General features: G+C 36.3%; 10 protein-coding genes and 1 pseudogene. 8 read left to right on the forward strand and 3 right to left on the reverse strand.

All coding sequences use genetic code 11. From position 1 onward, the window contains the following. Window positions 1–151: 151 nt before the first annotated feature. The gene (locus tag METEV_RS11340) at window positions 152–1354 is read left to right on the forward strand and encodes a Cdc6/Cdc18 family protein (RefSeq protein WP_013195646.1); all 1203 of its coding nucleotides are present in this window, start codon (window positions 152–154) and stop codon (window positions 1352–1354) included. Window positions 1355–1680: 326 nt separating this feature from the next. Here METEV_RS11340 and METEV_RS11345 read toward each other — a convergent pair. After that, window positions 1681–2103 (reverse strand): annotated as a pseudogene (locus METEV_RS11345) (RRXRR domain-containing protein). A gap of 965 nt (window positions 2104–3068) precedes the next feature. On the opposite strand from METEV_RS11345, the gene METEV_RS11350 reads away from it, so the two are divergent. The 6 genes from METEV_RS11350 (at window position 3069) to METEV_RS13005 (ending at window position 13387) form a co-directional block, all read left to right on the forward strand. Beyond that, window positions 3069–4040 (forward strand): IS5 family transposase, encoded by a 972-nt coding sequence (locus tag METEV_RS11350; protein WP_013195647.1) that lies wholly within the window; start codon window positions 3069–3071, stop codon window positions 4038–4040. A gap of 176 nt (window positions 4041–4216) precedes the next feature. Further along, entirely contained in the window at window positions 4217–7471 is a 3255-nt protein-coding gene (locus METEV_RS11355; protein WP_013195648.1) for an SdrD B-like domain-containing protein, read from the forward strand. Then, on the forward strand, window positions 7425–9233 hold the full coding sequence (locus METEV_RS11360; RefSeq protein WP_013195649.1) for an SdrD B-like domain-containing protein: 1809 nt from the start codon (window positions 7425–7427) through the stop codon (window positions 9231–9233). The genes METEV_RS11355 and METEV_RS11360 overlap by 47 nt, the downstream gene beginning before the upstream one ends. A gap of 172 nt (window positions 9234–9405) precedes the next feature. Beyond that, window positions 9406–12393, forward strand: coding sequence for a PAS domain S-box protein (locus METEV_RS11365; RefSeq protein WP_013195650.1), 2988 nt, complete (start codon window positions 9406–9408; stop codon window positions 12391–12393). Continuing rightward, window positions 12386–12985, forward strand: a complete 600-nt coding sequence (locus METEV_RS11370; RefSeq protein ID WP_049891312.1) for a transposase — start codon at window positions 12386–12388, stop codon at window positions 12983–12985. The genes METEV_RS11365 and METEV_RS11370 overlap by 8 nt, the downstream gene beginning before the upstream one ends. Window positions 12986–13030: 45 nt before the next feature. Beyond that, window positions 13031–13387 (forward strand): transposase, encoded by a 357-nt coding sequence (locus METEV_RS13005; RefSeq protein WP_198008210.1) that lies wholly within the window; start codon window positions 13031–13033, stop codon window positions 13385–13387. A gap of 210 nt (window positions 13388–13597) precedes the next feature. Here the strand turns inward: METEV_RS13005 and METEV_RS11375 are convergent, their stop codons facing one another. Beyond that, complete coding sequence (locus METEV_RS11375; RefSeq protein WP_013195651.1) at window positions 13598–15307, reverse strand: DUF7507 domain-containing protein; 1710 nt, start codon at window positions 15305–15307, stop codon at window positions 13598–13600. Between the two features lie 101 nt (window positions 15308–15408). On the opposite strand from METEV_RS11375, the gene METEV_RS11380 reads away from it, so the two are divergent. Continuing rightward, window positions 15409–16641 (forward strand): RNA-guided endonuclease InsQ/TnpB family protein, encoded by a 1233-nt coding sequence (locus METEV_RS11380; protein ID WP_013195652.1) that lies wholly within the window; start codon window positions 15409–15411, stop codon window positions 16639–16641. Window positions 16642–17105: 464 nt separating this feature from the next. Here the strand turns inward: METEV_RS11380 and uppS are convergent, their stop codons facing one another. After that, window positions 17106–17960 carry a polyprenyl diphosphate synthase gene (gene uppS, locus METEV_RS11385; protein WP_013195653.1) on the reverse strand — a complete coding sequence of 285 codons (855 nt, stop codon included), beginning with the start codon at window positions 17958–17960 and terminating at the stop codon, window positions 17106–17108. Between the last annotated feature and the right edge of the window lie 161 nt (window positions 17961–18121).

An 18121-nucleotide genomic window follows, 5' to 3' on the forward strand; every position in this document is an offset into this window, starting at 1 on the left:
TTTAATGTATTTTTATCTAAATATTATAATAACAACAAAATAAAAAGATTTATATTAACCTTTAACAATTTATCATTTCATGTGCGAAATGGTAGCGAACATAAAATCCAGCAAGAATAACTTAAAACTGTCATGTTAATGGAGGAATACATTGGGGTCAATCTTCAACAAAAACAAACCTAAAATATTCAAAAACAAGTATTCTCTTAGTTCTGAATATGTTCCTGAACGTTTGATAGCAAGAGATTCACAAATTGAACAAATTGCTGAATTAGTGGAACCGGTACTATCAGGAGAAAAACCAGATAATGCTTTCATCTATGGTAAAACAGGTACTGGTAAAACTGCAGTGGTAAGATATGTTCTAAAAGAACTTCAAAAAGAATTATCTACTGATAACAGTTCTCATGTTATGCCTATTTTTATAAACTGTAATGAGATAGGTAATACATCTCATGTACTTCATGAGATTATCAAGACTGTAGATTTTAATTATAAGATACCAAGTAGCGGTATATCCATTTCTGAATATTACAGGCATTTGTGGTGGGTGTTGAATAAAAATAATTATTCAATTATTGTTGTATTTGATGAAATTGAACATTTAAAAGATGACAATGTTTTGTATAATCTTAGTAGAGCTGGAGAATACATGAAAGTAAATCCAAATGTAAATATTGGTATTATAGGTACTACTAATGATTTAATGCTTAAAGATCAAATTGACCCCAGAGTAATGTCTTCTCTTGCTCAGCATAATTTTTCATTCCCTCCTTATGATGCTGAACAGTTGACACAAATTCTTAATGATAGGGCTGAAATAGCTTTTAATGAGGATGTTCTTGATAATATGGTAATTCCATTGTGTTCTGCTCTTGCAGCTAAAGAACATGGAGATGCAAGAATAGCTTTGAAATTGCTTGAGAATGCTGGAACAATTGCAAAGCATGAAAATTCTCCAGTCGTAACAGAAGAGCATGTTTACAAAGCTGATAGTAAAATTGATAATGATTTTGTTTATGATACAGTGTATTCCCTACCATTGCATACTAAAATAGTTTTACTTGGTATTATAGAATTGCATAAAGACCAGAAAAAAAATTGTACAACTGGTGAAGTAGTACAGAAATACCAGCAAATTTGTAATATTAATAGTGTAGATGCTTTGAGCCGTACAAGAGTATCTAAAATGATAGGGGAATTAGACATGTTGGGGTTGATTAATGCACCATTAAAGACCAAAGGGATACGTGGGAGAACACGAACAATTACTATAAATAAGCATATAGACGTTATGGAAAATGTACTTGATAAGAGTTTGTATGGTGTTAATAGGTCATTTGTTAATGATTGATTTTTCTACTCATAAAAGTTAATACGTTTACGTGCAGAGAGGGGTGGGAGTGTATCAACTCTATAACATAATACGTTTACGTGCAGAGAGGGGTTGGAGTGTATCAACTCTATAACATAATACGTTTTACGTGCAGAGAGGGGTGGGAGTGTATCAACTCTATAACATAATACGTTTTACGTGCAGAGAGGGGTTGGAGTGTATCAACTCTATAACATAATACGTTTTATGTGCAGAGAGGGGTTGGAAACAGATTTTCAAAAAAGGTGTTTATCCCTATTAATGGATTTTCAGAATAAGGATTAAATTGATTGGAACCAATTCCATCAATTTTCTAAACCATGTCTGATATTATCAGTTCTGCTTTGTAGAAATGGTGGCAGCCATCCTTTTGGTCTTATCCTGTTATTAAATCTTGGTTTTCTTTATTTCAGGTTCTGTAATTTCCTTCTGCATCTGAAACTCCTCATGTCGTCTAATTTCTTTTTAATATTAGTTCTGTGATGTATCTGAGCTAACCAAATTACATATCTGTTGTTCTTCAGTATGGCCAAGCCGGTATACCTTGAGCCATAATCTATCTTCAGTCTAAAATCGTCTTTTAAGTCATCAGATTTTAGTTCTTTAAGTTTGATTGTGAAAGGATATTTCTTATGAATCGTGGTTTTTCCAGTTTTCAAAAAAATCCTGGCTTTGACCGGATGGCACGGTGTTAAAATTTTCTTGTTCTTGTTCAGTACTAATACCATGGATATTACCCGTTCTCTGCTTGATGCAGGTTACGCGACTTTCAACCGTTTCCTTTCGACAATGTTACCTCTGTTTGTCGTGCATGCACACATAGAGCAACGGACTAAGGAAGCATCTGAGGGAAGCGTAACTGTGATAACGTAGTTTCTGTAGAAGGAACTCAGTCTGGTCATTCAGGGTTTGCCGCACCGGACAACCCCATCTCTTCAGAGTTAGGTTATTGACACTATCAACATTTATATCCAGTGCACTTCGATAAAGGGGGTATTTTTTCGAAATAAAATAAAATTTTAAAAATCAAAAACAAATATTTTCTTAGTTCTGAATACGTTTTTGAACTATTAATACTGACTGCTCTCCAACGACTAAAGAACTTGTCTAACAATTTTTGAATATTATTAATTTATATTTATCAGTTTTCTACCTTCCATTAAAATAAATATTAATCAGCTTAATTAAGGAAATAATTAAGGAAATAATACCGATACCCATAAAACGTTTGAAATTATTATTGAATTACATATTCATTTGGAAATCTAGTTTTCTACAAATCCTCTTTGTCTAATAGAGAAAAATAGATTGATAGTAGTCCAGAATTGTCGGACAGCCTGTTCAGTCGTGGGAGAGCAGTCAGCGGACAACCTATTTACTCGTTGAAGGGTAGTCATTCATTGGGCAGTCAGAGCTGTAGCTGTCTTTTGATTGGTGTCTTTTTTAAAATAAAATGAAAAATAATAATGATAAGTAAATGTTTTCCTAAACCCTATTTCCAAAGTAATATATTTTTTAGGGTTCATACTTTCTAATAACATAAATGACGTGTTAGAAATTATCCTGCAACTCAGGATAACTTTATTAAAGGGGGTATAGGATTGAATACATACTTTAGAGGATTTCGATAAACTACCATTAACATGTCTCGAATCCTGTTAACTTTATATAGAATTGATTTGAAATATTTAATATGGATTCATTTACTGATTTTGCTTTTAACGAAGAATATAAACGTCTTATTGCTGTAGGGGATAAGCTTGCTGAAGTTGAAGCTTTGATAGATTGGAAGAAATTCAGACCTATACTGGAATCGAAGAAATTCAGACCTATACTGGAATCGATGTATACCAACAGGTCGGCTTCGGGCGGTAGACCCGAAGCTGACGTTATCGTCATGCTCAAGATGCTGATACTTCAGCAGTGGCATGGGTTATCTGATCAGGAGATTGAGAAACAGTGTATCGACAGGATTTCGTTCAGACATTTCCTCAAATTCCCTGAATACATACCAGACAGTACAACTGTCTGGTTGTTCAGGAAGAGGATCATCGATACTAACAAGGAAAAAGAGGTATGGAGAGAGTTGCAGAGACAACTCGATTCTCTTGGACTCAAGATCAAGAAAGGAATGATCCAGGACGCCACGTTCATTCATTCCGACCCAGGACATGCCGGGGCTGACAAGCCCCGTGGGAGTGAAGCAAAGACCAGACGAAATAAAGATGGTACATGGGCCAAGAAGAGTGGTAAATCTCATTTCGGTTACAAGCTACATACAATTATCGATACGGATTATCAACTGATTAGAAGATTCGAAACCACAACAGCAACAGTTCATGATAACAAAGTCGATCTCTCAAGAGAAAATGAGGTTGTGTACAGGGATAAGGGATACTTCGGTTCAAAATGTTGTGGTTATGATGCTACTATGCAGAGAGCAGTACGTGGAAGGCCACTGGGTATAAGAGAAATATTAAGAAACAGTAGAATCAGCGCTATCAGAGTAACCGGTGAAAGAGTATATGCGGTTACAAAAGGAGTGTTCAAATCAGGTACCACACTCGTTACTACTGTGAAACGCGTGAACCTGAAAATGCTGTTTACGGCCTTCGGATTCAACCTGTATCAATTGAGTACATTAAGGAGCAAAGGAGTGATTTAACCATGGGATAGCGAACGCTATCGAAAAATCCCTGAAATCAACATCAAAATAGCTAAAAATCAGCTGTTAGAAATACAAATTAACCTAAAATATCTCTAAGTTACAAAATTAAGAAAAAACAGAGGTTAATCGAAATCCTCTTTAGAATAATCTATTTTGTAGCTATGTTATTTTTAATGATGCTTGTTATATCTGGATTAGCAAGTGCTGTAGTAACAATTGAATGTCCCGACTGCTCTGATGATGCACAGTGTGATGGATCTCCATGTGTGAGAGACCTTATAGCAGGTAAAAATCATTATGCTGGAGAAGTCATAGTATGGAATAATGAATCCCATATTTTTGTGAAATACGATACTAATGATGATTGGTGTATGGAAGAAACACAAGCATATGTTGGTACTTCATATATGGGTACTGCTCCAGGGTCTTATGATTATAAAACTACTCACGATAATTGTATCGATAATTTTACCTATGAAATACCATTAAGTGACTTTTCATTAGATGATTGTGATACTGTTTATGTGGCAACTCATGCGGTTGTAAATAAGTTAAATCCTGATGTGCCTGGAGAGCCCCAGGAAACTGCGTGGGGTGAAGGTCCAGAAATTAATGGAAACTGGGCTATGTATTTCTGTTATACGATAGCACCCACAGCTTCACTCGGTGATTATGTCTGGAACGATATGAATAAAAATGATATTCAGGATGATGAAGAAGTGGGTTTAACAGGTGTAACGGTAAATCTGTATAATTGCAGTGGTGATTCTTTAAGAGCAACCACAACAACAGATGAAAACGGTTATTACAATTTCACAAATCTGGAACCAGGGAACTATTATGTGAATTTTACCATACCCCCTGAGTTTGAATTTACTTTACAGGATGCGGGACCTGATAATATAGATAGTGATGTCAATAGTACTACAGGTAATACATCCTGTATAATATTGGCATCAGGTGAAAATAACGATACCATAGATGCTGGTTTGTACGAAATTGAAACACCCGAAAACAAAGCAACTATTGGAGACCGTGTATGGGAAGATTCGAATGGGAATGGAATCCAAGATGATGGAGAACTAGGAATCTCGGATATAATAGTAACTTTACATAATTGTAGTGACGATACAATCGTATCCAGTACAACAACAGATGCTGATGGTTATTACAATTTTACAGTTACTCCTGGTAGCTATTATGTTAATTTCTCATCAGATGGTTATGTATTCACATCGGCAAACCAGGGAACCGATGACGGTGTGGACAGTGATGCAAATTCTTCAGGTATTACTGATTGTGTAAACCTTGATAATAATGAAACTAATTATACAGTAGATGCTGGTTTGTATCGACCAGTTTCAATTGGTGATTATGTCTGGGAAGATGTAAATGCTGATGGAATCCAGAATGATGGTAATACAGGTATTGGCAATGTAACTATCAATCTATATGATTGCGATACAGGTAATAAAATCGCAAACAATACAACCGATGTTGATGGTGACTATAATTTTACAGGTCTTTCTCCTGGAAATTACTACGTAAACTTCGAAGCTCCTCATGGATATGAATTTACTATATTAGGACAAGGAGCAAACTATGAAGATAACAATGCTAATATTTTAGGGAACACCACTTGTATAACTTTGGTTTCAGGTGAAAATAATGATACCATAGATGTTGGGTTGTACCAACCAGCCACAATAGGAGATTTCGTCTGGGAGGATTCTGACAAGGATGGTGTACAGGATCCTGGAGAAACCGGAATCTCGGGTCTAACAGTAGAACTGTACAATTGCAGTACGGATGAATTAGAATCAAGTACAATAACGAATGCTAGCGGATATTACAACTTCAGTGTAACCCCAGGCAACTATTATGTACAGTTTTCATCCGATGGTTACAATTTCACTCAGGCTAATAAGGAATCTGAAGATGTTGATAGTGATGCTGACAGTAGCGGAAATACTACCTGTATCACAGTAGTATCAGGTGAAACCAACGAAACAATTGATGCAGGATTGTATCAACAAGCAATGATAGGAGATTTTGTCTGGGAAGATTCTGATATGGATGGGATCCAAGATGATGGAGAAACCGGAATCCCGGATATAAGGGTAGAACTATACAATTGTAGTACAGATAATTTAGTATCCAATACAACAACTAATAATAGTGGATATTATAACTTCACAGTTGAACCTGGTGAGTATTATGTGAATTTTTCGTCAGATGGATATGAATTTACTTTACAGAACCAGGGTGGAGAAGATACAGTTGATAGCGATGCGAACAGCTCAGGCGTAACCGAATGTATTACCCTGGAATCAAATGAAACCAATGATACTATAGATGCAGGATTGTATCAGCCAGCTTCAATCGGTGATTACGTTTGGGAAGATGTAAATGGAGATGGAGTTCAGAACGATGGTGATACAGGTATTGATAATGTAACTGTTAATCTGTACAATTGCAATGGTGACTTTTTAGAAACTACAAAAACCAATGAATCGGGTTACTACAATTTTACAGGTCTAGCACCAGGAGATTATTACATTAATTTCATAGATTCTCCAGGATATGAATTCACCATATTAGGACAAGGAGCAAGTTATGAAGATAATAATGCTGATCTTTTAGGAAACACTACTTGTATAACTTTGGTTTCAGGTGAAAATAATGATACCATAGATGCAGGTTTGTACCAGCCAGCCACAATAGGAGATTTCGTCTGGGAAGATACTAATAAGAATGGTAAACAGGATATCGGTGAATCCGGTATATCGGGTCTAACAGTAGAACTGTACAATTGCAGTACAGATGACTTAGTATCCAATACAACAACTAATGCTAGCGGATATTACAACTTCAGTGTTGAACCTGGTGAATATTATGTAAACTTCTCATCCGATGGATATGAATTCACTCTGGCTAACCAGGGTGTAGATAATACAGTTGATAGTGATGCAGACAGCAGCGGTAATACTACGTGTATCACAGTAGAATCCGGAGAGACCAATGATACCGTAGATGCAGGGTTGTACCAACCAGCTACGATAGGAGATTTCGTCTGGGAAGATACTAATAAGAATGGTAAACAGGATATCGGTGAATCCGGTATATCGGGTCTAACAGTAGAACTGTACAATTGCAGTACGGATGAATTAGAATCAAGTACAACAACTAATGCTAGCGGATATTACAACTTCAGTGTAACCCCAGGCAGCTATTATGTACAGTTCTCATCCGATGGTTACGAATTCACATCGTCAAACCAGGGAACCGATGACAGTATGGATAGTGATGCAGACAGCAGCGGTAATACTACGTGTATCACAGTAGAAATCCGGAGAGACCAACGATACCGTAGATGCAGGTTTGTACCAGCCAGCCACGATAGGAGATTTCGTCTGGGAAGATACTAATAAGAATGGTAAACAGGATATCGGTGAATCCGGTATATCGGGTCTAACAGTAGAATTGTACAATTGCAGTACGGATGAATTAGAATCAAGTACAACAACTAATGCTAGCGGATATTACAACTTCAGTGTAACCCCAGGCAACTATTATGTACAGTTCTCATCCGATGGTTACGAATTCACATCGGCAAACCAGGGAACCGATGACAGTATGGATAGTGATGCAGACAGCAGCGGTAATACTACGTGTATCACAGTAGAATCCGGAGAGACCAACGATACCGTAGATGCAGGTTTGTACCAGCCAGCCACAATAGGAGATTTCGTCTGGGAAGATACTAATAAGAATGGTAAACAGGATATCGGTGAAACCGGAATCTCGGGTCTAACAGTAGAATTGTACAATTGCAGTACGGATGAATTAGAATCAAGTACAACAACGAATGCTAGTGGATATTACAACTTCAGTGTAACCCCAGGCAGCTATTATGTAAACTTCTCATCCGATGGATATGAATTCACTCTGGCTAACCAGGGAACCGATGACGGTGTGGATAGTGATGCAGACAGCAGCGGTAATACTACGTGTATCACAGTAGAATCCGGAAAGACCAATGATACAATTGATGCAGGTTTGTATCAACCAGAGAATCCAAAAGCCTCAATGGGTGATTTTGTTTGGGAAGATTTGGATGGTGATGGAACCCAGGATATTGGAGAGCCCGGTATATTTAATGTGACCGTTTATCTGTATGATTGTGTTACAGGTAATTTAATAGCTACAACAAATACAGATGAAGATGGAGAATATCTTTTCACAGGTCTAACTCCAGGTGTATATAATGTAAGTTTTGCAGCACCGCCAGAATCAGGATATGTGTTTACACCTAAAGACCAGGGATCTGATGAAAAGGATAGTGATGCAAACAGTACTGGTAATACAACGTGTATAAATTTGGTTTCAGGCGAGACCAATGATACTATAGATGCAGGTATGTATCAGCCAGCGTCTGTTAGTGATTTTGTCTGGAATGATACAAATTGTAATGGTATCCAGGACCCTGGTGAAAAAGGAGTAGCAAATGTTGAAGTTAGATTATATAACATCGATGGAGATTACATAACCAGTGAAATAACAAACGCATCGGGTTTCTATAAATTTTTAGTGCCCCCAGGCCACTATTATCTGAATTTTGTACTCCCTGAAGGTCATGAATTTTCACCCCAGTTTATGGGAGGTGATATCAATAAAGATAGTGATGTAGATAATACTGGCAATACATCAATTATCATGTTGACATCGGGTGAAAACAATGTAACTATAGATGCTGGAATCTTCAAAGCGTCACCCTCGATTCAAATCGAGAAATTTACAAATGGTAAAGATGCTGACGAACCAAGAGGACCAGTTGTTCAGGTGGGAACGCAGGTTACATGGACATATAATGTAACAAACACTGGTAATGTGAACCTAACAAATATCAATGTTACAGACAGCAAGGGAGTAGAGGTCAATTGTTTGAATACAACTCTTGAACCTGATGAATCAATGGTTTGTAATGCTATAGGAACCGCCAAGCTGGGACAGTACAGTAATTACGGAAATGTTACTGCCGAATATAACGGAGTCCAGGTAAATGATAGTGACCCCAGTCATTATTTCGGACATGATCACTGGACTAAAGTACCGACTGCAAACCCTGTACTGCTTATTGGTGTTCTTGGTGTTGCAATGCTGTTGTTGCTTAGAAGGGAGCAGAAATAAGGGACTGTAGCTCTAGCAGTACTGTTCCTTATTTTTTTATCTTATATTTAGATTTTAATTTGTTTAAGGTGATATGATGTTTTTCTGAATATATTTATTACCTATGGTTTATATATTAGGTGTTAGGGAGCTACAATGGGATACATATACATTATTTAGAAGATGGTTTTCTATGAAATTGTTGCAGTATTTTAAAAACAAAAAATCGGTAATCATTGTAACATTAATGCTTGGTTTTTTTATCATATTAATAGATATTGTGACTGATATCATTGACCCAACTGCAAGTTTATCTTTGTTTGATCTTTTCATTTATCTGGTTATTTTACCAGTATTCTTATTGTTTGGTATTGTCATTGCAAGTGCAATGGGTGAGTACAAAAACTTAAACAATGTATTCCAATCGGTTAGCGATGTTAACCAGCTAATAATAAGGGAGAAAAATGTTGAACAGTTGTTACAAAGGACCTGTGATATTCTAACTAACTCTCGTACATTTGAAAGCACGTGGATAATTCTATTTGATGAAGATGGAAATATAACAGCATCTTCAGAATCAGGAGTAGGTCCGAGTTTCAATGATTTCCTGAAAAGATACGAAAGAGGGGAGATGAGCCGATGTCTTCAGGATTTATTCTACCAATCTGATAATTTACTGGTTATTGAAAATAAAAAATCAAATTGTTCGGATTGTCCATTGATACTGAAAGAGACAGGTTACAATGCTCTGGTTTCAAGATTGGAACATGGAAATAAATTATATGGGATTTTGGCTGTTTCAGGTTCTGATGATATAATCTCGGAACGGGGTAAACAATTGTTCCATGAAGTTACTAGTGATATATCCTATGCTCTATATAACCTAGAATCTGAGAACAAATTAATAGAAAAAGAAGAAAGACATAGAACCATCGTTGATGATGTCCTTGATAGTTCTAAGGTTGGAATTTTCATACTGGATTCCTGTTTTCATGTAGTCTGGATTAATGAACCGATGGAGGATTATTTCGGAATTGATAGAGAAGATATAATCGGCAAAGATAAACGACAGCTTGTCGAAGATAAATTGAAACATATTTTTGAGGATAGCGATGAGTTTGCAAACAGGTTATTAGCTACATACGATGATAACAGCTATATAGAGAATTTTGAATGTCATGTCCTTCCTGATAGTAACCGAGAGGAGCGATGGCTTGAACACTGGAGCCAACCGATAAAATCAGGACTTTATGCAGGCGGGCGCATAGAACATTATTACGATATCACTTACAGGAAAATAATCGAACAAGATCTTCGTACAGAAAGGGATTTTATAGAAAAAGTGGCAGATACTAGTCCTATTTGTATAACAAAAGTTGATAGAAACGGTTACATTGTTTATGCAAACCATGCAGCTGAGATGGTCTTAGGTTTGTCCAAAAGTAAAATACAGGAGCGAACCTATGACGATGTGAAATGGAAAATTACTGATTTTGATGGAAATTATTATCCTCAAGAAGAATTACCATTTGAACTCGTCCAAAAATATCTGGAACCGGTTTATGATGTAAGACATGCTATACAATGGCCTGATGGTCAGAGAAAACTTTTGTCTATAAATGCGGCTCCTATATTTGATGATTATAACAGGTTCGATGGTTTAGTTGCAGCTATCGAAAATATATCTGAAAAAATAGAAAAAGAAAGAGAATTAAAGGAAAGTGAAAAAAAATTCCGCAATTATATAGACCATTCACCTATAGGTATATTTGTAGCCAATAAAGATGGGTATTATGTGGATGTTAACCCTGCTGCTTCATCTATTACTGGTTATACAAGAGATGAATTGTTGTCGATGAACCTGATTGATTTGCATCCACAAGATGTACTTGAACAAATCTATCAAGCCTATAATTACCTCGTAGAAAACGGTAAAACCTCTGTAGAACTGCCGTTCATAACGAAAAAAAGCGAACTAAGATATTTCATATTGGATGCAGTAAAACTTTCAGATGATAAATATCTGGGTTTCACTACTGATATAACTGAACGCAAAAAAGTAGAAGATGAATTGAAAGAGAGTGAGGGTAGGTTCAGAACTGTTATAGAACAGGCAGCGGATGCTATAATAGCTCATGATTTTGACGGCAATATATTATATGTTAACGACCTTACCTGTGATAATTTAGGGTATACAAAAGATGAATTGTTGTCGATGAATCTTGCTGATATTGACCCAAATATTGATACTTATGAACCCAGAAAGAGATATTGGGATAAATTATCATATCACAGTTCATACCTTATAGAGACGGTAAACAGACGCAAAGATGGTTCAGAGTTCCCGGTAGAGGTTAAAATGACATTAATGAACCTATCTGGAAAACCTGTAATCTTGGGTTTCGTTCGCGATATAACTGTCAGAAAACAGGCAGAAGAAAAGTTAATAAACGCAAAATTAGAAGCTGAAGCTGCTAACCAGGCAAAAAGTGAATTGCTGGCTAATGTAAGCCATGAACTAAGAACTCCTCTAACATCGATTATCGGTTTTTCTGATGTGATTTTGAAAAGAAAAGTAGGAGATTTGAACGACAATCAAACACGTTACTTAGATAAAATCCATAAAAGCGGTCAACATCTACTTGACCTGATAAATGATATACTCGATTTAGCAAAAATTGAATCTGGTAAACTTGAACTTCATCGGGAAAAAATATCAATACCAGCACTACTTAATGATTTGGAATCTAAATTGTATCCTTTTGCATCAAAAAAAGGTCTGTCTTTAGATTCGGAAATCGATCCAAATATTGAATATATATATGCAGATGAAATAAAACTCAGGCAAATACTTTACAATTTAATTTACAACGCTATAAAATTTACAAATAAAGGCTCCGTAACTGTTACTGTTAGGCAGAAAAATGATGCATACCAATTTTCAGTTATCGATACGGGTATCGGTATACCGGAAGACAAACAGGATGAAATATTTGAGTCGTTCAGACAATTGGATACTGGTGCTAGCCGGCGATATGCTGGAACCGGTCTTGGATTGGCACTTGTTAAGAGATTGGTTGAAATCCATGGTGGACAAATCTGGGTTGAAAGTGAGGAAAGCAAAGGAACAACTTTTACTTTCACTATTCCATCAACGAAAAGTGAACTACCATTTGGCTAAAGACCAAGTGGCTTCAGAAGGAGTTTGCTTTACCGACATGTGTTGCCGAAAAACCTTATCCTTCCTGGATGGTTCACACACCCACTATCGGTTATCCCTTTACGATCAGCTTGATGAAACCAGTAAAAATCGAGTAAAATCCATATGCAAGAAGTATGCTGATAAGCTTAATAATACTAATCAGGATAAAAACTTGAGACACCTGGATAACGTAAAGATAGCTAAGCAAGAATCTGTTAAAGATGATGTTAGAAGATTTAGCTTAACAGACCCGGAATCAAGGTTTATTAAGAATAAGAAAGGCAGAATCGAACTGGGATGCAACACTCAAATCACTGTTGACCATAAGGAAGGAATCATAATTGCTAATGATGTATGCCAACAAAGAAGTGATGCTCACCAGCTTAAACCACAACTTGAACTTGTTGAAAAGTATTGTGGAAGATTAGGTAAAGGTACAAAGATATGTGCTGATAGCGGTTACATTCATGAGATAAATGTACAATACTTGAAACAAAAAGATTTAGACCCTTATATACCGGAACAATCCGATAAAGATAACATAAAAAAGGTACGGAAACATAAAAAATAAAACCGGTTCAATGTTTCTAATTTTATATATGATGAGCAAAAGGATGTGTACATCTGTCCTGAAAATCGGATTTTAAAATATTCATATGAAATATATGACGAAAAAAGGTCTCAAAAACGTTGGGTTTACAGAGGTACTCATTGCAGAGACTGTAAATCAAATCAACAGTGTACAAATAGAAAAGATAGAATCAGGCAACTGAAGGTTAATCATCTATCCCGGGATAGAAAACGACTGAAAGAAAAGATGAGTACTGATAAAGCGCAGTCAATCTTTAAACAGAGAAAATATACTGTAGAACCGGTTATAGGAAACTACAAACAAAATTTAAGATTCAGGGAATTTATTACAAGGGGATTGAATTCAGTTAAAAAATGTTTAACCTGGTATGTGCTGCTATAAACCTGAAAAAGTATGGTTGAATTCCAAGTAGTACAAACAATTGATTGAAAATCAATCATTGTATTGCAGAATAACAAAAATCTACAAAACTTAAGCAGTTAATATTATAATTTGATTAAAGCTTGTTGGACAGCCTGTAAAGTTGTTGTAGCTAATTTGCTAAAAAAATAAGTTAAAATGAGGAAATCAAAAATTGGAAAGCATTAATCCTCATTTTTGTTCTCTTTTCAGGAATAATAGTACTGCGATGCCCAGTACACCTACAAGCAAGACCGGGTTAGCAGTCGGTACTCCAGCCCAGTGGTCAAATCCTAGATAATGGCTTGGGTCACTGGCATTTACCTGTATTTTTTCATCATACATCTCATTTTCATAAACTGCAGTGACATTACCATTATAGTTTTGTTGTCCTAGTTTCGATACTCCTGTAGTAGAGTAGGTGAATGATTCACCTGGCTCAAGATTAATATTTGGATACGTCTTTTCAATGCTTCCATTTTTGGTAATATTAATCTCTGTTAGATTCACATTACCGGTGTTTGTTATTTCATATGTCCATGTTACTTCATTGCCAACCTGGACGGCAGGTCCTTGAGGTTCATCAGCGTCTTCACCCATAGTATACATTTCAATATCTATCGATGGGTCAGCACCGAAGTAATAGCTGGAATCATAACCCTCGATACTGAGTCCATTATAATCGCCTGTGGCGATGCCTTCATTTTCATATTGTCCTTTTTCTGCTTTACTGCTATTGGTTACATTACACCATTCACCAGGTTCCAATTTTCCACAGTAATGAGTGAAACCAGTCTCATCATCTTTGATAATTACATCGGTCAGGTTGACATTACCATTATTGGTAACGTTATAACTCCAAGTCACAGTATCATTTTCAAGTATTTCAGGCCCTGTAGGACTGCTGGCGTTCATTCCATTGGTATATTTTTCCATATCTATAGATGGATTTGCTCCAAAATAATAGCTGGAATCTTGATCACTATAATTGGTGTCATTATATTGACCGGTAGCGTTCCCTATATTTTCATATTGTCCCTTTTCTGCTGTACTACTATAGGTCACGTTACACCATTCACCTGGTACTAATTTTCCACAATCATGGGTAAAACCTGTAACATCATCTTTGATGGTTACATTTGTGAGATTTTTATCACCTTGGTTTGTAACGTTATAGCTCCATGTAACCGTTTCACCTACAAGAATCTGCTGACCTGGTTTTGTGTCTGAATCTTTGCCGTTAGTATACTTTTCGAGTTTTATCGGTTTTTGACCTACTTCTTTTCCAGCTTTCTTTTCAAATTCTTTTTGGAATGTATCAAAATCACCAGCAAAGGTGTAAAAACCTGGGTATTCATCTGATGGTTGAGGGAAAACTAATTCTTTTAGAAAAGTTTCATTTACTCCTATACCAACTCCTAAGGTATTTAATTCCTCAAAACCGCTGTTATTTGCATTATCTCTTGCATCATATGATGCCTGTATACCGTTTACATTCGGTACACCATCAGTGGAAAGGTCAATGATTTGTTTTCCTGATAAATCATCTGGTAATTTTTGAACCGAGAGGTTTATTGCTCCAGATATATTGGTACTACCTCCGACTTGATTAATTGCTATTATATCAGAAGAAATATTGTCGGCATCAGATTGGCTGTTGATTGTTGTTAGTGGTATTTCCACTTGTGCAATGTTACTAAATTGGATTACACTGATTGATACACTACCATCCTGTGGAACTATTGATGAGTTATTTATCGTATTTGCCATTCCTTCTAATTGTAGTTCAAAATCAGAAGAACTGATACTACCCGAACCATCGACAAGAAGGTATAAATCAACCTTTTCGTTTGCTGCACTTGCAGAACCTGTTGTAACTACAAATAGTAATGCTAATATCATTATAAATTTATAAAGATGAAGAAAACCACGATGTCTTTAGCATCGTGGTATAATAAATAGTCAAAAAAAGATAAGTATTTTGATAAACGATTGTATAATGTATGTATCTGACCCAGAAGAATCATCTCCGTGCTGATAAGCAGACGTATGAAACTTTGAAGAGGTTGACCAAACTGTCCAAGAACCTGTACAATTTCACATTGTACAATATCAGGCAGTACTTCTTCAATAATGGTAAATATCTCAATAAGAATACTGCTTATCACACGGTTAAAGAGAACGAAAACTATAAACTACTGCCATCTCAGGTCGCCCAGAATACCATAGAGACTGTAGATGGCAGTATGAAATCGTTCTTCAAACTTCTGGATAAGAAGAGAAAAGGTGAATATGAGAAACCAGTTTCTCTTCCAAAATATCTAGCTAAAGACGGAAACTTCATTTGTACTTTCAAGAAAGATCAGCTGAAAGTAATCGACAACAAAATCAGGCTGTCATTGGGTTTAGATTATTACAGAAAATACGGAACAAAATTCCTGTATTTCAAGACTCCTGACAACATAATAGGTCAATACATCAATCAGGTCAGGATTGTTCCAAAATACAAGGGTAGATGGTTCGAGATAGAATTTGTCTATCATGAAGATGGGGAGATAGCTGAACTGGATTATAACAATCATCTATCGATAGATCTTGGTGTGGACAACTTTGCAACCTGTGTTACGACCAGTGGGACTGCCTTCATATTAGACGGCAGAGGTATCAAATCTTATAACCGCTGGTGGAACAAGGAGAAGAGCAGGTTGCAGTCAGTCTACGACAAACAGAATGTAGATGATGGTTTGAAGATGAACCAGTTTTCATGGAAAAGGTTCTGGAAGATAAACGATTACATGAACCAGTGTGTTAATCACATCGTTAAACACTGTCTGGAGAATAGAATCGGCAATGTTGTGATTGGAGAACTCAAAGAAATCAACCAAGAACAAAATATCGGCAAGGAAAATACCCAGAACTTCCAGACGATACCGTTTGCTAGATTTAAACAGAAATTAGCTTCAAAATGCAAATATCACGGTATAAAGTATCACGAAGTAGACGAGGCTTTTACCAGTAAAGTTGATGCACTGGCGCTGGAACCCATCAGAAAACATAAGAAATATCTTGGTAAGAGATCGAAACGGGGTATCTTCCAGTCGTCAACAGGTAGACTGATCAATGCCGATATCAACGGTGCATTGAACATCTTAAGAAAGGTAATCGGTGATTCCCTCAAAGGGATAACCGATAGTGGGGATGTGAACTCCCCTGAGAGAATAAGACTTTCATGGTAAACTTCTCTCGAAGCCGCTGAGTCTTTAGCTCAGCGGTAGTTCACGTTTAGAAAAATTCGTGTTAAAAAATAGAGTAAAGGAAAAATTGAAAAGTGGGTTTTTGTCGGGGTATAGGAATGGAGGTGATAGAAGCCAATAACAAAGTTATTGGTTGCAACTGAATAATGGATATGGAGGAAAGCAAATGATGTGAGGGTTTCCAAATGGGAGTTACACAATCACCTATAAAGTTGTCATGTTACTTTGTAAAATATCCATTGATTCAGATATATTAAATAATGTTGTGGAACGATATATATAGATAGGAAAATCAGATGCTGAAAACAATTAAGAAACAATTTTCAGTTTTAATTTTATTAATTTTAGTTATATTACAAACTTAATACTTTAAACTTTATAGTATTAAGTTAAAAGTTAAAATGCAAACTATCAACTCTTTAATATTTCAGGTTTTTCTAATACTATCAATCAGACTGACTGTTTGCTAAAATGTACAGGTTTTTCAGGAAATGGCTAATCCTTGATAACCTCCCATAACCTTTCTTTTTTGTCAGACGTGCCTGGTACACTCTGATAGCTCTTAAGAAATCGATTTTCCTGAACATCGGCCAGTATGGAGCGCAAAAATATGCAGTACATTCGTTACCGTTAGCTTGCCAGGGCAGAAAATTTGATACCCTTTCATTGCCACCGGTTCTTACAATCATGTCCACATCCGAAACAGGCTGTTCACAATCAGGGTAGAGATGGTTAGATATTGTGGACTCATTTACTTTTTCTACAGTCAAATCCCCTCTTTTGACTTTTCTTGCGATTTCCTGAACTGCCTGGATTATATCCTGCCTGCCGCCGTATGCAAGGGCTACATTCAGTTTGAAATTTTCGTAGTGGCAGGTAGCTTTTTCAGCTCTTTCTATGGAATCCTGAAGATATTGAGGTAAACGTTTTCTGTCGCCAACAGCTCTTATTTTCATCTGGCGGTTGTGGGTGCGTTCGTCCTCGACCATCTCATTGAGTCTGGTATCGATAAGTTCAAACAGTTTTTCAGTTTCTTCAGGAGGTCTGCTAAAATTTTCAGTTGAAAATGCATAAACAGTCATCTCTTCGATACCTATCTCACATGCCCATTCTATGACTTTTTCTGTTGTATCAGAACCCAGTTTGTGACCGTAATAACCAGCTTTTCCCATGTTTTTGGCGTATCTACGATTACCATCCATGATTATGGCTACGTGTTTTGGTACCGGGAACTCCTCAACTTCTCTAGTTAAAAGGTACTCGTAGCTCTTGTAGACAACATCCAGTATACCTTTTAACACTTAACTTTCCTCCCTATTCCTAAACTTCGTAATTGTAATTAAATCTTATTAATAACTATTTGCAAAGATATTTTCTTATTAATGCAATGTTGATAACTAACTTATATTTATCTGTTTTTTCGAGCACAGAAGAATAGATGAAATGTGATTTTGATATTAGT

The sequence above is a fragment of the Methanohalobium evestigatum Z-7303 genome, assembly GCF_000196655.1.
Taxonomy (GTDB): Archaea; Halobacteriota; Methanosarcinia; order Methanosarcinales; family Methanosarcinaceae; genus Methanohalobium; species Methanohalobium evestigatum.

Coding starts and splice junctions, on each gene's coding strand:
- METEV_RS11350 (WP_013195647.1), top strand. CDS start 3,069: ATGGATTCATTTACTGATTTTGCTTTTAACGAAGAATATAAACGTCTT.
- METEV_RS11355 (WP_013195648.1), top strand. CDS start 4,217: ATGATGCTTGTTATATCTGGATTAGCAAGTGCTGTAGTAACAATTGAA.
- METEV_RS11365 (WP_013195650.1), top strand. CDS start 9,406: ATGAAATTGTTGCAGTATTTTAAAAACAAAAAATCGGTAATCATTGTA.
- METEV_RS11375 (WP_013195651.1), bottom strand. CDS start 15,307: ATGATATTAGCATTACTATTTGTAGTTACAACAGGTTCTGCAAGTGCA.
- METEV_RS11380 (WP_013195652.1), top strand. CDS start 15,409: ATGTATCTGACCCAGAAGAATCATCTCCGTGCTGATAAGCAGACGTAT.